The sequence below is a fragment of the Nocardioides cavernae genome (assembly GCF_013410035.1).
Taxonomy (GTDB): Bacteria; Actinomycetota; Actinomycetes; order Propionibacteriales; family Nocardioidaceae; genus Nocardioides; species Nocardioides cavernae_A.
Genome location: NZ_JACCBW010000002.1, coordinates 1,215,291 through 1,235,768 on the forward strand (window position 1 = coordinate 1,215,291; position 20,478 = coordinate 1,235,768).

Consider the following 20,478-nt stretch of genomic DNA (forward strand, 5'->3'; position numbering starts at 1 on the left):
CGAAAGGAAGCCCATGCCCAGCGCCATCGAAGTACGCAAGGTCCCCATCCACTCCGTGGCCGACGCCTCCGAGCTCACCAAGCTCGTCGACGAGGGCGTCATCGCGGCCGACCGCGTCTTCGCGATCATCGGCAAGACCGAGGGCAACGGCGGCGTCAACGACTACACGCGCATCATCGCCGACCGCGCCTTCCGCGAGGCGCTCGTCGCGAAGGGCGCCGACCCCGAGCAGGTCAAGGGCGTCCCGATCGTGTGGTCGGGCGGCACCGACGGCGTCATCAGCCCCCACGCCACCATCTTCGCCACCACCGACGTCCCCGAGGACGACCCCTCGCGCGAGGAGATGCGGCTCACCGCCGGCTTCGCGATGAGCGAGCCGATCCTGCCCGAGGAGATCGGCTACACCGCGATGATCGAGAAGGTCGCCGCCGGCGTGAAGGTCGCGATGGAGCGCGCGGGGATCACCGACCCGGCCGACGTGCACTACGTGCAGACCAAGACCCCGCTGCTGACGATCCACACCATCCGCGACGCCAAGGCGCGCGGCAAGAGCGTGTGGACCGAGCACACCCACGAGTCGATGGACCTCTCCAACGGCGTCACCGGCCTCGGCATCGCCGTCGCGCTCGGCGAGATCGAGATGCCGACCGACGCCGACGTCATGCACAACCGCGAGCTCTACTCCTCGGTCGCCTCGTGCTCCTCGGGCGTCGAGCTCGACCAGGCCCAGATCGTCGTCGTCGGCAACGCGAAGGGCGTCGGCGGCCGCTACCGCATCGGTCACTCGGTGATGAAGGACGCGCTCGACGCCGACGGCATCTGGGAGGCCATCGCCTCGGCCGGGCTCGACCTGCCGGAGCGTCCGCGCACCAGCGACCTCGAGGGCAGGCTCGTCAACGTCTTCCTCAAGTGCGAGGCCAGCCAGGACGGCATGGTCCGCGGGCGCCGCAACGCGATGCTCGACGACTCCGACGTGCACTGGCACCGCCAGATCAAGTCCTGCGTCGGCGGCGTGACCGCCGCGGTCACCGGCGACCCGGCGGTCTTCGTGTCCGTCTCGGCCGCCCACCAGGGTCCCGAGGGCGGCGGCCCGGTGGCCGCCATCGTCGACCTCGGCTGACGACACGCGTACGCCCTCGCGCGGGGCCGGCAGCGCACTGTCGGTCCCGCGTGATGGGGTGTCCTGCGTGAGCACGACGACCACCCGCTACCGCCTGGTGCAGCCCGACCGCTCGGTCGTGGTGCCCGAGCTCGATGAGCACCAGCAGCGGGTCGTCGACCACGAGGGCGGCCCCCTGCTCGTCCTCGCCGGTCCGGGCACCGGCAAGACCACGACCCTGGTCGAGGCGATCGTCGACCGCATCGAGCGGCGCGGCGCCTCGCCCGACTCGGTGCTCGCGCTGACCTTCTCCCGCAAGGCCGCCGAGCAGCTGCGCGACCGCGTGACGGCACGGGTCGCGCGGACGACCTCCACCGGCTCCTGCTCGACCTTCCACTCCTTCGCCTACGCCCTGGTCCGGAAGTACGCCCCCGCCGAGCTCTACGAGGGCGCCATCCGCCTGCTCTCGGCCCCCGAGGCCGACGTGGTGCTTCGCGAGCTGTTGCGCGACAACCCCGAGTCCGTCGTCTGGCCCGAGCCGCTGCGCCGGGCCGCCGGCACCCGCGGCTTCGTGCGTGAGGTCCAGGCCGTCCTGGCCCGCGCGCGGGAGAAGGGGCTCGACCCCTCCGGCCTGCGCGCCCTCGGCATCGAGCACGACCTGCCCGAGCTCGTGGCCGCCGGGCTGTTCCTCGAGCAGTACCTCACGGTCCTCGACAACCTCGGCGCGACCGACTACTCCGACCTCATCCGCCGGGCCGTCATCGAGGCCGAGGCCCACCGCGACGAGCTGCGCGCCCGGTGGCGCCACGTCTTCGTCGACGAGTACCAGGACACCGACCCCGGCCAGGTCGCGCTGCTGCGCGCGCTGGCCGGCGACGGCCGCGACCTGACGGTGGTCGGCGACCCGCACCAGTCGATCTACGGCTTCCGCGGCGCCGACGTCCGCGGGATCCTCGACTTCCCGGCGAGCTTCCCGACGGTCGGCGGCGCTCCTGCCCCGGTGGTCGTGCTCCAGCGCACCCGCCGCTTCGGGCCGCGCATCCTGCTCGCCGCCGGGCGCGTCGCCCAGCGCCTCACCCTCACCGGCAGCATCGACGCCGGCGCCCGCGAGGCGTTCCTCGCCCCCGAGGCGGTCCCCGGTCCGCAGGGCGCGGGTCGCGTCGAGGTCGTCACCTACGACACCGAGCGGGCCGAGGCCGAGCGGCTCGCCGACCTGCTGCGCCGCGCGCACCTCGAGGACGGCATCGCGTGGGACCGGATGGCCGTCCTCGTGCGATCCGGGCGGACCAGCATCCCGCCGCTGCGCCGGGCCCTCGCCGCGGCGGGCGTGCCGGTCGAGGTCGCCTCCGACGACCTGCCGCTGGTCCGCGACCCTGCGGTCGTGCCCCTGCTCGACGGGCTCCGCGCAGTGGTCAACCTCGACAACGACGACCCGGACTCTCCCGACTTCCTCGACCCGGGTCGGATCGAGTCCCTGCTCCTGTCGCCGCTCGGCGGGCTCGACGCCTCCGACCTGCGCGCCCTCGTACGCCGTCTCCGCACCCGCGAGAAGGACGTGCCCGACGCGTCGGCGCGGCGCACCTCCCGGGAGCTGCTGCGGCTCGCCGTCGTCGAGGCGGGCTTCCTCGACGACGTCGAGGGACCCGACGTCGAGCGTGCGGTCGCGCTCGCGGCGCTGCTGCGCGAGGGCGCCCGGATGCTCGAGGACAGCGCGGGCGTGGAGGAGATCCTCTGGCACCTCTGGTCCTCGACCGGCTGGCCGCAGCGGCTCCGGCGTCAGGTCGACCTGGGTGGTGCGGCGACCCGACGCGCGCACCGCGACCTCGACGCGATCGTCGCCCTCTTCGACCTGGCGTCGCGCGCGGTCGACCAGCGCGACCACGTCGGTGTCGCGGCGTTCTTCGCGAGCGTGGTCGCCCAGCAGCTCCCCGCCGACACCCTGGCCGAGCAGGGCGTGCGCGGCTCGGCCGTGCGCCTGCTCACCGCCCACCGCTCCAAGGGCCTCGAGTGGGACCTCGTGGTCGTCGCCCACGTCCAGCAGGAGGGCTGGCCCGACCTGCGGCGCCGGACCACCCTGCTCGGGGCCGACCGCATCGGCGTCGACGCCTCCGGCCACCCCGACCTGGTCCCGCCGGTCAGCGCGCGGGCCCTGCTGATGGAGGAGCGCCGGCTGTTCTACGTCGCGTGCACCCGCGCGCGCCGACGCCTCGTGGTCAGTGCCGTGCGGTCGCCCGACGACGACGGCGAGCAGCCGTCGCGGTTCCTCGATGAGCTCGGCGTCACCATCGACCACCAAGACGGTCGCCCCGCGCGGCCGCTGTCCCTGGGCGGGCTCGTCGCCGAGCTGCGCCGCACGGCCGCCGACCCGGCCACCAGCCCCGCCCTGCGCGAGGCCGCAGCCCGGCGCCTGGCCGCCCTGGCCGCCGAGGAGGTCGACGGACGCCAGCTCGTGCCGGCCGCCGACCCGTCGACCTGGTGGGGCACTCGCAGCTCGACCCGCTCGGTCGAGCCGATCCGCGACCCGGAGCGCCCCGTGCCCATCTCGGCCAGCATGCTCGAGTCGATCCTGGTCTGCCCGGCCCAGTGGTTCTTCGAGCGCGAGGCCGGGGGAGTCTCGGCGGTCCACCAGTCCGCCAACCTCGGGCAGGTCCTGCACGCCCTCGCCGAGCGCGTGGCCGTCGGGGAGCTGCCGGCCGAGGTCGAGCCGCTGATGGCCGAGGTCGAGGCGATCTGGGACCGGCTCGCCTTCCGCACCCCCTGGTCCCGCCAGCGCGAGCTCGCGCGGATCCGCAAGGCCGTCGCGCGCTTCGTGCAGTGGCACCTCGACAACCCTCGCCAGTTCCTCGCCGCCGAGGAGCGCTTCCAGAGCACGGTCGACGTCGACGGCCGGCCCGTCCGGCTCACCGGCTTCGCCGACCGGCTCGAGATCGACGACGCCGGCCGGGTCGTCGTGGTCGACTTCAAGAGCGCCCGCACGGCCCCGACCGGACCCGCCGTCGCCGGCAACCTCCAGCTCGCCCTCTACCAGTACGCCGTCGACGCCGGCGCCATCGACGAGGCCGCCGGCCGCCCGGTGGCCTCCGGCGGTGCCGAGCTCGTCCAGCTCGGCATCGACGACGACTCCGCGACCGCCCGGGTGCAGGCCCAGCCCCCGCACGCCGAGGCGGGGCCCGAGCGCACGATCCTGCGCGCCGGGCTGGCGCGCGCCGCCGACCTGGTGCGCTCCGAGACCTTCCCCGCGACGGCCGGTCCGCACTGCCGCGACTGCCCGTTCGTCGCGATCTGCCCGGCGAAGGGCGCAGGGAGCGTGACCGTCCAGTGACCCAGCAGACCGGCCAGACCCACCGCACCGACCAGGACGTACGGGCCTTCCGGCCCGTCCGGCTCGACTCTCCGGAGGACCTGCGCGCCCTCATGGGGGCCACCCACGCCGCCAGCGCCGAGCAGTGGGCCGCCATCACCTCGCCGCTGCGCCCCACCGTGGTGGTCGCCGGCGCCGGCAGCGGCAAGACCACCCTGATGGCGCAGCGGGTCGTGTGGCTCGTCGCGACCGGCCGGGTCCGCCCCGAGGAGGTCCTCGGCCTGACCTTCACCACCAAGGCCGCCGCCGAGCTGCGCCACCGGGTCACCGCCGCCCTCGGTGCCGCGGGCCTGCTCGACCGGTCCGTCGTCGCCGAGGGGGAGGACGTCCTCGAACCGACCGTCGCGACCTACCACGCCTACGCCGCCAACCTCCTCGCCGACCACGGCCTGCGGATCGGCCACGAGCCCGACACCCGCGTCGTCTCCGACGCCTCGCGCTACCAGCTCGGTGCGCGGGTGATCGAGCGGTTCACGGGTCACATCGAGCTGCTGACCGACCACCCCGCGACCGCCATCCAGAACCTGCTGGCCCTCGACGGGGCGATGAGCGAGCACCTCGTCGACCCCGCCGACGTGCGGCGCGTCGACGACGACGCCCGCCGCGGGTTCGAGCGGGCGATCGCGGAGGAGCAGGCAGGCAAGGCCCGCAAGACCTACCTCGAGGGGCCGGTAAAGGCGATCAACGCGATCGACCGGCGCGCGGAGCTGCTCCAGCTCGTCGAGGGCTACCGCAGGCTCAAGGCCGACCTCGGCCTGATGGACTTCGGCGACCAGATCGCCCTGGCCGCGCGACTCGTCGAGGACCAGCCGGAGGTGGGAGAGCTCGAGCGGTCGCGCTTCAAGGTCGTCCTCCTCGACGAGTACCAGGACACCTCGGTCGCGCAGGCCACGATGCTCGCGCGGCTGTTCTCCGGGCCCGACGACGACCACGGCCTCGGCCACCCCGTCATGGCCGTCGGCGACCCCAACCAGGCCATCTACGGCTGGCGCGGGGCCTCGGTGTCCAACATCCTCAACTTCGCCGACACCTTCCCCGCGGCGGACGGCGAGCCGGGTCGGCTCCCGCTCACCGTCAACCGGCGCTCGGACCGGCGCATCCTCGACGTCGCCAACCGGCTGGCCGAGCCCCTGCTCGAGGCCTACGGCGACAAGGTGGCGCGCCTCGTCGCTGCGGACGGCGCCCCCGACGGACGCGTCGAGACCCACGTCCTCGAGCGCGCGGTCGACGAGCTCGCGTGGCTGGCCGCGGAGGTGCAGCGGACGCACGAGGCCGGCACCGCGTGGTCCGACATCGGCGTGTTGAGCCGCGACAACTCCCAGGCCGAGGAGGTCTACGACACCCTCACCTCGGCCAGCATCCCGGTGGAGATCGTCGGGCTGTCGGGACTCATCCGCCTGCCCGAGGTGGCCGAGGTGGTCGCCACCCTGACGCTGCTCCACGACGTCACCGCCAACTCCTCGATGCTCACCCTGCTGACCGGGCCGCGCTGGGCGATCGGCCCACGCGACCTGCGCCTGCTCGCCGAGAGGGCCGCCGAGATCGCGGGCGCCCGCGGTCGCCGGGAGACCGCCACGATCGCCGACCAGCTCCTGCAGATCGCCGACGGCATCGACGCCTCGGAGCTCCCCGCACTCAGCGACGCCGTCGAGTCACCCGGTGAGGCGGCCTACTCCCGCGAGGCGCTCGACCGGTTCGCCCTGCTCGCCTCCGAGCTGCGCCGGCTCCGCAGCAACGTCGGCGACCCGCTCCTCGACGTCGTGCGCCGCATCATCGACACCACGGGCGTCGACGTCGAGCTGGCCTCGGCGACCTCGCAGGCCGCCTCCGCCCGCCGCGACAACCTCGACCTCTTCGTCAAGGCCGTCGCCGAGTTCCAGTCCGTCGACGGCGACGTGACGCTGCCCGCCCTGCTGGCCTACCTCACCGCGGAGGACGACCAGGGCAACGGCCTCGACGTCGCCACCCCGACGGCCGCCGACTCGGTCAAGCTCCTGACGGTCCACCGGGCCAAGGGCCTCGAGTGGTCCTCGGTCTACTGCGTCGGCGTCGGCGAGACCCGCTTCCCCAGCAACCGCTCCCGCACCCTGTGGACCTCGTCGCCCGCGGTGCTCCCCGCGCCGCTGCGCGGCGACCGCGCGGACCAGCCGCAGCTCGCCGGGCACGACAAGGCCGCGCTCGACGCCTACCGCGCCGCGACCAAGGCCCACGACGCCGAGGAGGAGCTGCGCCTGGGCTACGTCGCCTACACCCGCGCCGCCCATCACCTCAGCGTGACGTCGTACGTCTGGGGCCAGCGCTCCACACCCTTCGGCCCCTCCGACTACCAGCGCGTGGTGCGCGACCAGCTCGAGGAGTGGGGCCAGCCGGTCGAGCGGTGGATCGACAAGCCGCCGGCCAAGTCGCCCAACCCCAACGACGACGTCGACACCTCGCGCCCCTGGCCGGTCCCCGAGGTGGGGGAGGAGGCCAGGCGCCGCATCGTCGCAGCGGAGCTTGTCCGCACCGTCGACCGCACCGCGGCCGACGAGGGCCTCGACATGGTCGAGGCCGCGCGCGTCGGCGAGTGGGACGAGGACCTCGCCCAGCTCCTCGCCGAGGCTCGCGCCGAGCGCGCCACCGTCGTCGACCTCCCGCTCCCCAGCAGCCTGTCGGCGACCTCGCTCGCCCGGCTGCGCGACGACCCCGAGGCCTTCGCCCGCGACCTCGCGCGGCCGATGCCGCGCCCGCCCGCACCGGCAGCCCGGTTCGGCACGGCCTTCCACGCGTGGGTCGAGGAGCGCTTCGGCCAGCAGGCGCTCATCGAGCCCGACGAGCTGCCCGGTCGTGCCGACGCCGGCATCGACGACGAGGCCGACCTCGGCGAGGTGGTGAAGCGGTTCGAGGACGGACCGTTCGGCGACCGCGCCCCGCACGCCGTCGAGGCGCCCTTCGCCCTCGTCCTCGGCGGCCAGGTCGTCCGTGGCCGCATCGACGCGGTCTACGCCGAGCCCGCCGACGCAGAGGGCGGCTACCTGGTGGTCGACTGGAAGACCAGCCGCCACGAGACGTCCGACCCGCTCCAGCTCGCCCTCTACCGCCTCGCGTGGGCCGAGCTGACCGGTACGCCGCTGGAGCAGGTGCGGGCGGTCTTCCACTACGTCCGGTCCGGACGCACCGTCGCGCCGGCCGACCTGCCCGGGCGCGCGGAGCTCGAGAAGCTGCTGGCGGTCTGACGCCCCGGCGGTGCGTGAGACACGTTCTGCGCGCCCGGAACCTGCCTCACGCACCGGGCGTTCGCCGAGCGGTGCGTGAGACACGTTTTGCACGCGCAGAACCTGCCCCACGCACCGGGCGTACGCCGAGCGGTGCGTGACCCACGTTCCGAGCCCCCGAAATGTGGCTCACTCACCGCCGAGCGGTGCGTGAGACATGTTTCCCACCCGCAGAACCTGCCTCACGCACCGCCCGGCCGCGGGCGGGGCGGGGCGGGGCGCAACGCCTCAGCGCAGCGCCGCCGTGAGCGCGATCTCGACCATCTCCCCGAAGGTCTGCTCCCGCTCCTGCGAGGTGGTCTCCTCACCGGTGACGATGTGGTCGGAGACGGTGCAGATCGCGAGCGCGCGGCGCTTGTGCTTCGCGGCCAGCGTGTAGAGCGCGCTGGCCTCCATCTCGACCGCGAGCACGCCGTACTTCACCATCTCGCCGAGCAGTTCGGGCCGCGCGGGGTAGAACGAGTCGCTGGAGAAGATCAACCCCACGTGGAAGGGCGAGCCTCCCTCGCGCGCCTCTGCGGCCTCGACCGCGCCGCGCAGCAGGCCGAAGTCGGCGACGGGGGCGTAGTCGATGCCGTGGAAGGCGATGCGGTTCATCGAGGAGTCGGTGCACGCGCCGGACGCGATGATCACGTCCCGGACGGCGACGTCCTGGGTGACGGCGCCACACGACCCGACGCGGACGATCGAGCGGACGTCGTAGTCGGTGAACAGCTCGTTGACGTAGATCGACATCGACGGCTGGCCCATGCCGGAGCCCTGCACCGAGACCGGCTGGCCGCTCCACGTGCCGGTGTAGCCGTACATCCCGCGGACCTCGCTGTAGCACCTCGCGTCGTCGAGGAAGGTCTCCGCGATCCACCGCGCCCGCAGGGGGTCGCCGGGCAGCAGGACGGTGGGGGCGATGTCGCCGGGCTGGGCGCCGATGTGCGTGCTCACGACGCCCAGCCTAGGTGCTGCACCACCCGTGGATAGCCTGAGCCGGTGAGCTCTGAGCGCCTCCTGCCGCACGTCGCCCTGTCCGCCCACGCGCACAACCGGATGGGCCTGCGACGTACGAACGACGCGTGGCTCGCCGCGCAGATGAGCGACCCGACGACGCGGGTCCTCGTGGTCGCCGGCAACCGGCTCCGCCCGGTCGACGGCGCGCTCGCGTGGGTCTCGCCCGCGGACGCACCGGACGGCCGGCTCGTGCTCCTCGGAGAGCTGGACGGCGTCGTGCACCTCGCTGTGGTCGTCGATCCGGAGGAGGCGCCGGGGGACCCCGAGGAGTGGGTGCCGCTGCGTTCGGTCCTCACCCTGCTCGCCGCGGGGGCGCCGGGGCAGGCGCCGCTGCTCATGCACGCCATCGGGCTCGCCGAGTGGCACCACGCCACGCGGTTCTGCCCCCGCTGCGGCGGCACGCTCGTGACCCGGGCGGCCGGCCACGAGCTGCGGTGCACGCAGTGCGACCGCGCCCAGTTCCCCCGGACCGACCCCGCCGTGATCATGGCGATCACCCACGGCGAGGGTGACGACGAGGCGATCCTGCTCGCCCGCAACGCCGCCTGGCCCGACGGCCGCTGGTCGACGCTCGCCGGGTTCTGCGAGCCGGGCGAGACCCTCGAGGACGCCGTGCGCCGGGAGGTCGACGAGGAGGTCGGCGTGGAGGTCGGCGAGCTGGCCTACTTCGGCAGCCAGCCGTGGCCGCTGCCGGCGAGCCTGATGCTGGGCTTCACCGGCAGGGCGCTGACCACCGAGATCGACGTCGACGGCGCGGAGATCGCCGAGGCCCGCTGGTGGACGCGCACCGACTTCGAGGCCGCCGCCCGCTCGGGCGAGCTGGTGGTGCCGCGCGGGATCTCGATCTCGTCGTCGCTGATCGAGACGTGGTTCGGCAGGCCGCTGGACGGGCCCGGCTGGGACTAGGCGCTCAGTCGCAGGTGTCGCAGATGCCCGTCGCGGGCAGCGCGATGAAGCACCGCGGGCACAGGGTCACCGGCTTGTCGCTGGCGGCCACCCGCGCCGGACGGGTCGCGCGCGGCGTGCTGCTCCCGGTGCTGCGCGGCGTGGACGTACGCGGGGCGCGGGCGCGGGTGCCGGGCACGCGCTCCGTGGGCGGGGAGTCGTCGCGGATGTCGAAGCCGAGGCGTACGAGCGCCTTGCTCGCGCCGGCACCCCCGCCGGGGACGTCGGCCGGTGTGAGGGTGCGACCGGTCGCCAGGCCGTGGGCGATGCCCATGATCGCGGCGGCGTCGTACTCGCGGCCCCCGTGCAGCAGCACGTGCGTCGACACGCCCCCGCGGACGAGCATGTAGTTGGACCCTCCGGCCTTGTCCCACGTCTCGATCGCGGTGAGGACGTGGGGCCGGTCGACCGAGTTCAGCAGTGACACGACGTCAGGCTAACCCGCGTGCTGGCGCCGCTCACGCGAGGGCGGCCAGCTTCTCCTTGACCTGCGCGACCGACGGGTTGGTCAGCGTGCTCCCGTCGGTGAACAGCAGCGTCGGGACCGTCTGGTTGCCGCCGTTGGCCTGCTCGACGGTGAACGCCGCCTCCGGCTCCTGCTCGATGTCGACGATCGAGAACTCGATGCCCTCGCGGTCGAGCTGGCTCTTGAGGCGGTGGCAGTAGCCGCACCACGGGGTGGTGAACATCGTGAAGGTCATGGGATGGAGTGTCCCCTCCGGCGTCTAGTCTGGGAAACGGGTGGTCAACCCCCTCAACCACGACCTCGCAGGAGTTGTTCCGTTGCTCGAAGCGCTCGACCCCGAGCAGCGACAGGTGGCCGAGGCCCTGCGCGGGCCGGTCCGCGTCCTCGCCGGTGCCGGCACCGGCAAGACCCGCGCGATCACGCACCGCATCGCCCACGGTGTCGCGCAAGGGGTGTACGCGCCGACCGAGGTGCTGGCGCTGTCGTTCACCACCCGCGCCGCCGGTGAGATGCGCGAGCGGCTCCGCTCACTGGGTGCCCCCGGGGTGCAGGCGCGTACGTTCCACTCGGCCGCCCTGCGCCAGCTGCGCTTCTTCTGGCCCCGCGTGCACAACCGCGACCTGCCGGAGCTCGTCGAGTCCAAGCTCGGGATGATCGCCCTCGCCGCGCGCCGCCAGCGCCTCGGAGTCGACCAGGCCACGCTGCGCGACCTGGCCAGCGAGATCGAGTGGGCCAAGGTCTCCAACGTCGCCCCCGACACCTACGCCGCGATCTCGCGTGCCCGCGGTCGCGCGGTCTCCGGGCTTGAGCCCGAGGTGGTGGCCCGCGCCTTCGAGGCCTACGAGGAGGTCAAGCGCGGACAGGGCCGGATGGACATGGAGGACGTCCTCCTCTTCGGCGCCGGCCTCCTCGCCGACAACGAGGCCGTCGCGGCCCAGGTGCGACGGCAGTACAAGTGGTTCGTCGTCGACGAGTTCCAGGACGTCTCCCCGCTCCAGCACGCGCTCCTCGACCTGTGGCTGGGTGGGCGCGACGAGCTCTGCGTGGTCGGGGACCCGGCGCAGACGATCTACTCCTTCGCGGGTGCCGACGCGCGCTACCTGCGCGAGTTCACCCAGCGGTTCCCGTCCGCCACCAGCGTCGAGCTGGTCCGCAACTACCGCTCGACGCCCGAGGTCGTCGCCGCCGCCAACCAGCTCCTCGACGGCACTCCCAGCAAGGGCGTCGACCTCGTCGCCCAGCGACCCTCCGGCGCTCGCATCGGCTACCGCGAGGCCACCGACGAGGTCGCCGAGGCCGACGCCGTCGCCGACCGGGTGGCCGCGTTGCGCGCGCAGGGCACACCGGCCAGCCGGATGGCGGTCCTGCTGCGCATCAACGCCCAGTCCGAGCGCTTCGAGGAGGCGTTCGCGGCGCGCGGCATCCCCTACGTCGTACGCGGTGCGGCACGCTTCTTCGACCGGCCCGAGGTGCGCCAGGCGATCACCCTCGTCCGGGGAGCCGCCCGCAGCGGCGAGGCCGGGGGCCCGGTCGCCGAGGCCGTGCTGGCCGTCCTGTCGCAGATGGGCCACAGCACCGAGCCGCCGGAGGGCAGGGGAGAGGTGCGCAACCGCTGGGAGTCGCTGCAGGCCCTGGTCGACCTCGCCGCGGACTTCGGCCGCGAGCGCCCCGAGGCCTCGGTGGGCGACCTCGTCGACGACCTCGACCGGCGTGCCAGCGAGCAGCACGCGCCGGTGGCCGACGCCGTCACGCTGGCGACGATCCACTCGGCCAAGGGGCTGGAGTGGGACGCCGTCTTCGTGGCCGGCATGCACGAGAAGATGATGCCGATCTCGCAGGCCCACACGCCCGCCGAGGTCGAGGAGGAGCGGCGGCTCCTCTACGTCGCGATGACACGCGCCCGCGACGAGCTGACGGTGTCGTGGGCGACCGCACGCGAGCCCGGCGGCCGGGCCAACCGGGGGAGCTCGCCGTTCCTCGCGGCCATGCTCGACGGGGTGCCGGGTGTCTCCGGCCAGCGACGCGAGCGCAGCAAGCGCAACCGGGCGGCGATGCACTGTCGTGAGTGCGGCAAGCCGCTGGCCAACTCCCGCGAGAAGAAGACCGGCCGCTGCGCCGACTGCCCCGCCTCCTACGACGAGGCGCTGTTCGAGCGGCTGCGCGAGTGGCGCCTGGCGCGCGCGACGGAGGACAGCGTCCCGGCCTTCGTCGTCTTCACCGACGCCACCCTCCAGCTCATCGCCGAGCACGTCCCGTCCGACGAGCGCGGCCTGCGCGCGATCAGCGGTGTGGGCCCCGGGAAGATCGCGAAGTACGGCGACGACGTCCTCGCACTGGTCGCCGGCGGCGCGGTGGACCAGACCACCTGAGGCAGTCCAAGACACGCCGGCACACGCTGCTCCCACGCGTGGAACGGCACGTCCGGGCGGCGTCCGGAGCGTCCGAGAGGCGCCGTGGACGTGGTGCGGAAAGAATTTCGTGTAATACCCAGAAAATCGTTTGCCCCTGACGCGCGTGCGGGTCTAACGTTCCTCTCACAACCCACGCGCACTGCGATCCCTGACAAGGATCCGCGCCCGACGCCCCGAAGGAGGTGGCCCCCATGGAGAACTACACGATGACGATGACGGCCTGGACGCCGTCCTTCGGCATGTCCACCCTCGGCCACACCTGCGCGCGCCTGCGTGCCTTCGGTGCTGGCGTGGTGGCTGTCCAGGGCGACGCCGCCGCCATCGTTCGCATCAAGGGCGATTTCCCGGGTTCTCCTGCCTGGAGTCCGTCGACTTAGGTCATCACACCTACATCGGCAGCCTCCAGGCCGCGGAACCCGAACCCCGGGATCCGCGGCCTTTCTGATTTTCCGAGCGTCATCAAACCCGCGATCAGGTCAATGAGTAGGAGGTGAACACATGACCATCAGCGTTCTCGACCGCAACCGAGCTGCCGACAAGACCGAGCTGGAGCCGCAGGCCCCGCTCGGAGCCCTGCACGATGCAGCTGCCGGAGTGGATGAGGAGTTGCTGCCCTGCCGCGTCAACGACGCAGAGCTGTGGTTTGCCGAGTCCCCCGCGGACGTGGAGCACGCCAAGGCCCTCTGCATCGACTGCCCCGTGCAGGCGCTGTGCCTCGACGGAGCCCTCGAGCGGCGTGAGCCGTGGGGCGTCTGGGGAGGCGAGCTCTTCCTCCAGGGCGTGGTGATCCCGCGCAAGCGGCCGCGAGGCCGGCCCCGCAAGTCCGAGCAGACCGTCCAGGTCGCCTAGGTCGGACAGCACCGCAAGGACGGGCCGCCGCCACGGCGTGACCGCGAACTCATCTCCTCCGAGGAAACACAGGAACTACTTCGATGAAGACCTACCGGAACGGAAGCAACGACATGAATCTCATGCATGAAGAACTCGCTCGCGCGCAAATGACCGCGCGCCTGGGAGAGGCGCACGAACTGCGACGCGGCCACCAGCTGGCCCTGGCCCGTCGTATGAGCCGCAAGGCCGAGCAGGCCGCGCAGCAGGCGCGTCTCGCCCTCGCTCGCGCGATCTGATCCGTCCCCCTCGGGGGAGGCTCTCACCCTGATCGCGGGTGAGCAACACCCACGAGCCGGTACGTCGTCACGGTGACGACGTACCGGCTCGCTGGCATTTCCGCGCGCTAGGCTCGCGTCATGGAGCTCGTGACGTGCGACTTCTGCGGCACCCAGGCGCCCGAGGCGGAGACCCTGACCTGGAGCACCGCCGTCGAGCGCGGCCGGAAGCAGGTCTTCTGCGACACCTGCTCACGCGCCCACCTGCGGGCGATGGAGGGCAAGCTCGACTCCGAGTGGTGGTGACCGCGCGGTCTCACGCCGTCTCGAACCAGTCGCAGCCGCAGTAGGGGTGCCGTTCCCACCGTCGCGCGGTCGGCACCGGCTGGTGGTCGAAACACCACGAGGTGCACCACGAGTGCGGCGCCTCACCGCGTCCCCATGCGCCGAGGTCGCGCGCCGCGGCGCCGGCGGCGAGGGCCAGCAGCGGGAGGGGTACGCCACCCGGGACGGCAGCGGCGCCGTCGTCGAGCACCCCCGCGGCGACGCAACGCGCGCACGGCCCGATGCCGGGTGCGGCCCACGGGCCCACCTCGACGGCGTACGGGCGCACCGCGACGAGCAGGTGGGGGAGCGAGTCGACGCTCCAGCCGTCGACCACGTCGGAGACCCGGCGGCCGGGCGTGACGGCGATGCCCACCGGGGCGGCGTCGTCGAGGGAGACGCCGGCCGCGCCCAGCGCCCGGCGTACGGGCTCGCGCCAGGCGTCCGGGCAGTCGAGCTGTGCGCGGACCGGGCGGGCGTAGGCGTCTGCGGTCATGGTCCGACGCTGCCACGCGGGCGGCGGGGGCAGCGGGTCGTCCACAGGGGTTCTCCGGTGGGACGGCCGGAAATGCGAGCGGCGGCGCCACCCCGCAGGGGTGACGCCGCCGCTGTCAGCTCGACTGTCAGCTCACGGGGTGAGGCTCACGCCTTGCCGAGGATGCGGTTCAGGTTGGTACCGCAGACCGGGCAGACGCCCTTGGCCATCTTGGTGCCCTTGTCGTTGACCTTGATCTCGCCCTCCGCCTCGCGCTTCTCCTTGCACTTGACGCAGTAGAACTCACCGCTCCAGGTCTCCGCCATGACGGCCTCCTTGCTCGTATTTCTTGGTCGTCGCGACGGGGAATCTCTCGGGGAAGCCCGCCGGGGAGCAACGACGGTTGTCGGCGCTCCGTCGGAGACCCTACGCCACGCGTGGGCCACGCTCACGCACCACACGCGCTGAGCGTGAATCCAGATGCATCCACGCTCAGCCGGATCAGTACCCTCGGGCCATGCCAGACACCTCCGCACAGACCTCCGCACCGGCGTCTCCGACCCTCTCCCACCTGCGCCTCGAGCGCCCGTCGGAGGGGGTCGCGCTGCTCACCCTCGACAACCCCGACATGCGCAACGCGATGAGCGAGGAGATGACCTCGTCGTGGGTCGCGGCCGTCGACGCGCTCGCGGCCGACCCGTCGGTGCGCGCCGTCGTCGTGACGGGGGAGGGATCGGCGTTCTGCAGCGGCGGCAACACGTCGTGGATCGCGAGCGAGCCGGATGCGACGGTGGACCACCTGCGCGCGCGGATGCTGCCGTTCTACCGCGCCTGGCTGTCGATCCGCCGGCTCGAGGTGCCCACGATCGCCGCGGTGAACGGCCACGCGATCGGCGCCGGGCTGTGCCTCGCGCTCGCGTGCGACATCCGCTACGCCGCGCGGGGCGCCAAGCTCGGCCTGCCGTTCAACAAGCTCGGCATGCACGCCGGCATGGCCGGCACCTACCTCCTGCCCAACGTCGTCGGCCCCGCGCACGCGCGCGACCTCCTGCTCACCGGGCGCGTCGTCGAGGCCGACGAGGCGCTCCGGCTGGGCATGGTCTCGCGCGTCATCGAGCCTGCCGGTTTCCTCGACGAGGTCCTCGCCACGGCCGCCGACGTCGCGGCGACGGCGCCGATCGCGGCCCGGCTCACCAAGGTCGCGCTCGCCGACGGCGGACACGCCGACTTCGACGCCGCGCTGCAGTGGGAGGCGCTCGCCCAGCCGTTGACGCTCGCGACCGCCGACCTCCAGGAGGGCATCCGCGCCGCACAGGAGAAGCGGGCGCCGGAGTTCCGAGGCCGCTGAGCTCCGGCCGGACCCGCGCGCGGCAGGAGCGGTGGGAGCGGTGGGGGCGAGGGGGAACGGAGAAGGGGCCCCGCAGCCCGCGACGCCTGCCTTCCCCTGCTGACGTCGAGGAGCCGTGGGGCCCTTCTGGGGCGCCACGCTAGGGACTGCGCCGAGCCTCGGTCAACAGCGTCGCGTCCACCCCTGTGGACAGACCTGTGGATGCGGTGGGGACGCGCGGAGGCCGGCCGTGGAGAGCGCCGTCCGCGGTGGGGGCGCCCTGTGTGCGACACGCCCGGCGCTCGCGTCGTACTGTGCCCATGACCAGCGGGTTCGGGCGGGTCCGCCCTGTGGAGGAGAAGAAGTTGGACGAGAACGGCGCCGACGGCATCCCCGCGCGGGGGCCGGTCGCCACGCTGCGACGGATCGCGTTCCTCATGGAGCGTCAGCGCGAGGAGACGCGCCGCATCGAGGCCTTCCGCAACGCCGCCCGCACGATCCTGCCGCTGCCGGAGGAGGAGGTACGCCGGCGCGCGGAGGAGGGCACCCTCACCGAGCTGACCGGTATCGGCCCGAGCACGGCGGCCGTGATCACCGACGCGTGCCGTGGCATCGTCCCCGAGCGTCTCGTCAAGCTCGAGGCGACCTCCGGGCCCCTGGCCGCCGGTGGCGAGGACCTCCGGGCGCTGCTGCGCGGCGACCTGCACTCGCACTCGGACTGGTCGGACGGCGGGTCCCCGCTCGAGGAGATGGCGATGACCGCCATGGAGCTCGGCCACGACTACCTCGTGCTCACCGACCACAGCCCGCGCCTGCGGGTGGCCAACGGGCTGAGCGCGGAGCGGCTGGCGCGCCAGCTCGGGGTGGTCGACGCGGTCAACGAGCACCTGGGTGGGAGCTTCACGCTGCTCAAGGGGATCGAGGTCGACATCCTCGACGACGGGTCGCTCGACCAGACGCCGGAGATGCTGGGCCGGCTCGACGTCCGTGTCGCCTCGGTGCACTCCAAGCTGCGGATGGACTCCGCTCCGATGACCCGGCGGATGATCGGCGCGGTCCGCGACCCGCACACCAACGTGCTCGGCCACTGCACGGGCCGGCTGGTGACCGGCGGTCGGGGCACCCGCCCGCAGAGCGAGTTCGACGCCCGGGCCGTCTTCACCGCCTGCGCGGAGGAGGGGGTCGCCGTGGAGATCAACTCCCGTCCCGAGCGCCGGGACCCCCCGACGCGGCTGCTGGAGCTCGCGCGCGACCTCGGCTGCCTGTTCTCGATCGACTCCGACGCGCACGCGCCCGGGCAGCTCGACATGCTCGACCACGGCGCTGCGCGGGCGACCGAGGCGGGGATCGACCCCGACCGGATCGTCAACACCTGGGAGCGCGACCGGCTCCTGGCATGGGCGTCCTCCCGGCTCTGACCAGCGCGTTCAGCGCGTCGCCGTGGGTGGCGAGGGCTAGGTTGCCAGCATGAGCAGCGTGTCCGGTACGCCCGACGTGGAGGTGCGTCGCTCGCGCCGCCGCCGGCGCACCGTCTCGGCCTACCGCGACGGCGACCGGATCATCGTGCTCATCCCGGCGTCGATGAGCAAGCGCGACGAGGCCACCTGGGTCGCCGACATGGTGGCCCGCGTCCAGCGCCAGGAGAAGCGCAAGGTGCGCTCCGACGACGACCTCGTCGCGCGGGCGGCCAAGCTCAACGACCTCTACCTCGGAGGCCTCGCGGTCCCGGCGTCGGTGCGGTGGGTCGGCAACCAGAACGCCCGCTGGGGGTCCTGCACGCCGGGGGACCGGACGATCCGCCTGAGCGACCGGCTGCAGCACATGCCGGCCTGGGTCGTGGACTACGTCCTCGTCCACGAGCTCGCCCACCTGCTCGAGGCCGGTCACACGCCCGCGTTCTGGGGGTGGGTCGACCGCTATCCCAGGGCCGAGAAGGCCAAGGGCTACCTCGAGGGCTACTCGGCGGCCGCGCGCCTCGAGCCGCCGCCGGGCGACGACGACGACTGACCCGGCCCCCGGCCCCGAACCCGCTCGAGCGCCGCGTCGATGAGGGCGTACATGTCCTCGAACGTCTCGGGCAGCGCATCGGCCGGCCACCAGCGGACGTCGAGGGACTCCTCGCTCGTGACGTGGGAGTCGTCGGGCTCGGCGGTGGCGAGGAAGCGGACGTCGAGGTGGTGCACGGTGCCGCGGGGTGAGCAGAAGTCGACCGCGTGCGCGTCCAGCGACAGCGGCTCGGGGTCGAAGTCGAAGGTCGCGAGGCCCGACTCCTCGACGAGCTCGCGGCGCGCGCCGTCGGCCAGCGAGTCGTCGTCGGGCTCGAGGTGCCCGCCGAAGGCGAGCCAGGCGCCCGCCTTGCGGTGGTGGTTCAGCAGCACGGCGTCACCGGCGGGCGACACGACGATCGCACCGGCCGTCAGGTGGTCGGGGAAGCAGGCCTTGGCGAGGCCGTCGGGGTGCGCCTCGAGGTGGGCGACGTAGCGCTCGCGCAGCGCAGCCTGCTCCCGCGTGGGCGGCTGCCACGCCGTGAGGGTGCGCAGCGCGCTCGCGTGCGGGTCGCTCACTCCGCCGCGCGGGGGCCGTCGGGGCCGCCGTCGGAACCGCCGTCCAGCAGGTCGCGCAGCCCGGCGTCGAACTCCTCCTCGGACAGCTCGCCCGGGGCGACCGAGTCCTCCCGGAAGCCCAGCGGGTCGTCGAGGTCCTGCGCGGTGGGCAGCAGGTGCGGCGACATCCACACGCCGTCGCGGGCCTCCGTGCCCTGGCGGGTGCGCAGCGAGCCCCACAGGGTGGAGGCGTCGCGCAGCCGGCGCGGGCGCAGCTCGAGGCCGACGAGGGTGGCGAAGGTCTGCTCGGCCGGACCGCCGGCGGCGCGGCGACGGCGTACGGTCTCCTGCAGCTTGGCTGCGGCCGGCATCCGCTCGGCCGTGGCCTGGCTGACGACCTCGTCGACCCAGCCCTCGACGAGCGCGAGGGTCACCTCGAGCTTCTCGAGCGCAGCCTTCTGGGCGGGGGAGGGCTCCGGGTCGAACAGGCCCCCCGCGAGCGCGTCCTGCATCGCCTGGGGGTTGGACATGTCGACGTCGCGGAGCTTCGCCTCCATGCCGGAGGTGTCGAAGTCCATGCCGGCGCCGTACTCGGAGACGGCGCCGATGAGGTGGTCGCGCAGCCACGGGACGCCGGCGAACAGGCGCTGGTGGGCGGCCTCGCGGAGCGCGAGGTAGAGCAGGACGTCGTCGGTGCTGACGTCGGGCAGCTCGGCGGCGAAGGCCGTCACGTTGGTCGGGAGGAGCGCCGCCTTGCCGATCGGGCCGAGCGGCAGACCGATGTCGGAGGCGCTCAGCACGTCGCCGGCCAGGGCGCCGAGGCCGCTGCCGACCTGGGAGGCGACCATCGCGCCGCTGGCCTTGCCGAGCATCGCCATGAGCGGTCCGGCGAGCTGCTTCATCTCCTCGGGCATCGCCTGCCCGAGGGCCTGGGTCGCGGAGCCCGCGATGGGCTCGACGAGGACCTTCCAGACGGGGATGGTCTCCACGATCCACTCCGCGCGCGACCAGGCGGCGGTGGTGGTGACGCCGGAGGGGAACTCGGTCGTGGTGTCGAGCCAGTGGTCGGCGAGGCGTACGGCGTCGGCGACGGCGTTCGACTGCGCGGGGCTGACGGCGGGGTCGGGCTCCTGGGCCGCCGCGCGGCGGGCGAGATCGGTGACGGTCTCCCAGTTGACCGGGCCGTCGTGGGGCGCGAACAGCGACTGCATCTGCGACATCAGCGCGTTGAGGTCGGGCATGCCGCCGCCGGCGCCGAAACCGCCCATCTGCGAGAAGATCTGCTCGAAGGGCGTGCCCTTGAACGGGTTGCTGTCATCGGGGCCCTGGCCCGGCTGGCCCGGGCCTCCGGGGGTGTCACTCATGGCCCCCACGGTACCGGCCGGTCCTACACTCGACCGGGTGACCGACGCCCAGCCCGATGCCCGGCCCGAGGCAGTGCGCCTCGTCGACATCCGCGACACGCCCCTCGACGTCGCTGAGGTCCTCGCGGCGCTCGACGACGACGGCGCCGGCGGCCTGACGCTGTTCGTCGGGCAGGTGCGCGACCACGACGGCGGCAAGGGCGTGACGGCGCTCGACTACTCGGCCCACCCGACCGCCCTCGCCCGGCTGGACGACGTGTGCCGCCGTGTCGCCGCGGCGCACGACGTGCGCGGCGTGGCCGCGGTCCACCGGGTCGGCCAGCTCGTCATCGGCGACCTCGCCGTCGTGGTGGCCACGACGGCCGCCCACCGCGGCGACGCGTTCGCGGCGTCGCGCGACCTGATCGACACGCTCAAGGCGGAGGTGCCGATCTGGAAGCACCAGGTCTTCGACGACCACACCGAGGAGTGGGTCGGCACGCCGTAGGACCTCCGCCCGCCCGGTGCCGGGGCGCCCTACGCTCGAGGCGTGGAGATCCTGCTGTGGCTCGTGCCGTCCGTCGCCGTGACGGTCCTGGCGATGGCGTGGGTGTCGTGGGCCGGGCGCGACGGGCGCGGCGAGGTGGACCGCGACGTCGCGGTGGAGCGCCTCGGCAGGGCGCTCGCCAAGGACCTGCCAGCGGGCACGCGGCGTACGCCCCCTCCTGCCCGCGACCGCAGCACCGGCATCGCCGTACGGCCCAGCCACGGGCCCCGCGCGGGGTAGCCCCGGCAGCGGTTGCCCTCATTTGAGAGAGTTGC

At 73.4% G+C, this 20,478-nt stretch carries 21 protein-coding genes; 14 read left to right on the plus strand and 7 right to left on the minus strand.

The window, feature by feature from the left end; genetic code table 11:
• Positions 1–13: 13 nt before the first annotated feature.
• The 3 genes from bar (at position 14) to F4692_RS13365 (ending at position 7,675) form a co-directional block, all read left to right on the plus strand.
• Entirely contained in the window at positions 14–1,120 is a 1,107-nt protein-coding gene (bar, locus tag F4692_RS13355) for a barbiturase (protein ID WP_179620101.1), read from the plus strand.
• 67 nt (positions 1,121–1,187) lie between these two features.
• Entirely contained in the window at positions 1,188–4,421 is a 3,234-nt protein-coding gene (locus F4692_RS13360) for an ATP-dependent helicase (RefSeq protein ID WP_179620102.1), read from the plus strand.
• Positions 4,418–7,675, plus strand: a complete 3,258-nt coding sequence (locus F4692_RS13365) for a UvrD-helicase domain-containing protein (protein ID WP_308645298.1) — start codon at positions 4,418–4,420, stop codon at positions 7,673–7,675. The genes F4692_RS13360 and F4692_RS13365 overlap by 4 nt, the downstream gene beginning before the upstream one ends.
• Before the next feature lie 267 nt (positions 7,676–7,942).
• Here the strand turns inward: F4692_RS13365 and deoD are convergent, their stop codons facing one another.
• Positions 7,943–8,653: a purine-nucleoside phosphorylase gene (gene deoD / locus F4692_RS13370; protein ID WP_179620103.1), complete on the minus strand. Its 711-nt coding sequence runs from the start codon at positions 8,651–8,653 to the stop codon at positions 7,943–7,945.
• Positions 8,654–8,698: 45 nt separating this feature from the next.
• Here deoD and nudC point away from each other — a divergent pair, with 45 nt between their 5' ends.
• Positions 8,699–9,622 (plus strand): NAD(+) diphosphatase, encoded by a 924-nt coding sequence (gene nudC / locus F4692_RS13375; protein ID WP_308645299.1) that lies wholly within the window; start codon positions 8,699–8,701, stop codon positions 9,620–9,622.
• A gap of 4 nt (positions 9,623–9,626) precedes the next feature.
• Here nudC and F4692_RS13380 read toward each other — a convergent pair whose 3' ends face one another.
• Positions 9,627–10,088, minus strand: coding sequence for a ScoMcrA-related endonuclease (locus tag F4692_RS13380; protein ID WP_179620104.1), 462 nt, complete (start codon positions 10,086–10,088; stop codon positions 9,627–9,629).
• Between the two features lie 31 nt (positions 10,089–10,119).
• The gene (locus tag F4692_RS13385) at positions 10,120–10,362 is read right to left on the minus strand and encodes a mycoredoxin (protein WP_179620105.1); all 243 of its coding nucleotides are present in this window, start codon (positions 10,360–10,362) and stop codon (positions 10,120–10,122) included.
• An 82-nt stretch (positions 10,363–10,444) separates the two neighbouring features.
• On the opposite strand from F4692_RS13385, the gene F4692_RS13390 reads away from it, so the two are divergent.
• The 5 genes from F4692_RS13390 to F4692_RS13410 all read left to right on the plus strand — a co-directional run bounded on the left by F4692_RS13390 (position 10,445) and on the right by F4692_RS13410 (position 13,950).
• Positions 10,445–12,496, plus strand: coding sequence for an ATP-dependent DNA helicase UvrD2 (locus F4692_RS13390; RefSeq protein ID WP_218858415.1), 2,052 nt, complete (start codon positions 10,445–10,447; stop codon positions 12,494–12,496).
• Positions 12,497–12,729: 233 nt separating this feature from the next.
• Positions 12,730–12,915, plus strand: a complete 186-nt coding sequence (locus tag F4692_RS13395; RefSeq protein ID WP_179620107.1) for a hypothetical protein — start codon at positions 12,730–12,732, stop codon at positions 12,913–12,915.
• A gap of 121 nt (positions 12,916–13,036) precedes the next feature.
• On the plus strand, positions 13,037–13,387 hold the full coding sequence (locus F4692_RS13400) for a WhiB family transcriptional regulator (protein ID WP_179620108.1): 351 nt from the start codon (positions 13,037–13,039) through the stop codon (positions 13,385–13,387).
• Positions 13,388–13,470: 83 nt separating this feature from the next.
• Positions 13,471–13,665: a hypothetical protein gene (locus F4692_RS13405; protein ID WP_179620109.1), complete on the plus strand. Its 195-nt coding sequence runs from the start codon at positions 13,471–13,473 to the stop codon at positions 13,663–13,665.
• A 120-nt stretch (positions 13,666–13,785) separates the two neighbouring features.
• On the plus strand, positions 13,786–13,950 hold the full coding sequence (locus F4692_RS13410) for a hypothetical protein (protein WP_179620110.1): 165 nt from the start codon (positions 13,786–13,788) through the stop codon (positions 13,948–13,950).
• Positions 13,951–13,960: 10 nt separating this feature from the next.
• On the opposite strand, the gene F4692_RS13415 is transcribed toward F4692_RS13410, so the two are convergent.
• Together F4692_RS13415 and F4692_RS13420 are read right to left on the minus strand one after the other, a co-directional pair.
• Entirely contained in the window at positions 13,961–14,464 is a 504-nt protein-coding gene (locus tag F4692_RS13415; RefSeq protein ID WP_179620111.1) for a hypothetical protein, read from the minus strand.
• Positions 14,465–14,610: 146 nt separating this feature from the next.
• Complete coding sequence (locus F4692_RS13420; RefSeq protein ID WP_090969683.1) at positions 14,611–14,769, minus strand: DUF5679 domain-containing protein; 159 nt, start codon at positions 14,767–14,769, stop codon at positions 14,611–14,613.
• Positions 14,770–14,960: 191 nt separating this feature from the next.
• Here F4692_RS13420 and F4692_RS13425 point away from each other — a divergent pair, with 191 nt between their 5' ends.
• The 3 genes from F4692_RS13425 (at position 14,961) to F4692_RS13435 (ending at position 17,777) form a co-directional block, all read left to right on the plus strand.
• Positions 14,961–15,791 (plus strand): enoyl-CoA hydratase/isomerase family protein, encoded by an 831-nt coding sequence (locus F4692_RS13425; RefSeq protein WP_179620112.1) that lies wholly within the window; start codon positions 14,961–14,963, stop codon positions 15,789–15,791.
• A 299-nt stretch (positions 15,792–16,090) separates the two neighbouring features.
• On the plus strand, positions 16,091–17,188 hold the full coding sequence (locus tag F4692_RS13430; protein WP_179620113.1) for a PHP domain-containing protein: 1,098 nt from the start codon (positions 16,091–16,093) through the stop codon (positions 17,186–17,188).
• A gap of 49 nt (positions 17,189–17,237) precedes the next feature.
• On the plus strand, positions 17,238–17,777 hold the full coding sequence (locus tag F4692_RS13435; protein WP_179620114.1) for a M48 metallopeptidase family protein: 540 nt from the start codon (positions 17,238–17,240) through the stop codon (positions 17,775–17,777).
• Here F4692_RS13435 and F4692_RS13440 read toward each other — a convergent pair.
• Both F4692_RS13440 and F4692_RS13445 read right to left on the minus strand, forming a co-directional pair.
• Positions 17,726–18,334 carry an NUDIX hydrolase gene (locus F4692_RS13440; RefSeq protein ID WP_179620115.1) on the minus strand — a complete coding sequence of 203 codons (609 nt, stop codon included), beginning with the start codon at positions 18,332–18,334 and terminating at the stop codon, positions 17,726–17,728. The genes F4692_RS13435 and F4692_RS13440 overlap by 52 nt on opposite strands.
• The gene (locus F4692_RS13445; RefSeq protein WP_179620116.1) at positions 18,331–19,677 is read right to left on the minus strand and encodes a zinc-dependent metalloprotease; all 1,347 of its coding nucleotides are present in this window, start codon (positions 19,675–19,677) and stop codon (positions 18,331–18,333) included. Before F4692_RS13445 ends, F4692_RS13440 begins: the two co-directional genes overlap by 4 nt.
• Positions 19,678–19,714: 37 nt before the next feature.
• Here F4692_RS13445 and F4692_RS13450 point away from each other — a divergent pair, with 37 nt between their 5' ends.
• Positions 19,715–20,164: a molybdenum cofactor biosynthesis protein MoaE gene (locus F4692_RS13450; RefSeq protein WP_308645300.1), complete on the plus strand. Its 450-nt coding sequence runs from the start codon at positions 19,715–19,717 to the stop codon at positions 20,162–20,164.
• 42 nt (positions 20,165–20,206) lie between these two features.
• Positions 20,207–20,443, plus strand: coding sequence for a hypothetical protein (locus tag F4692_RS13455; protein WP_308645301.1), 237 nt, complete (start codon positions 20,207–20,209; stop codon positions 20,441–20,443).
• Positions 20,444–20,478: the final 35 nt, after the last annotated feature.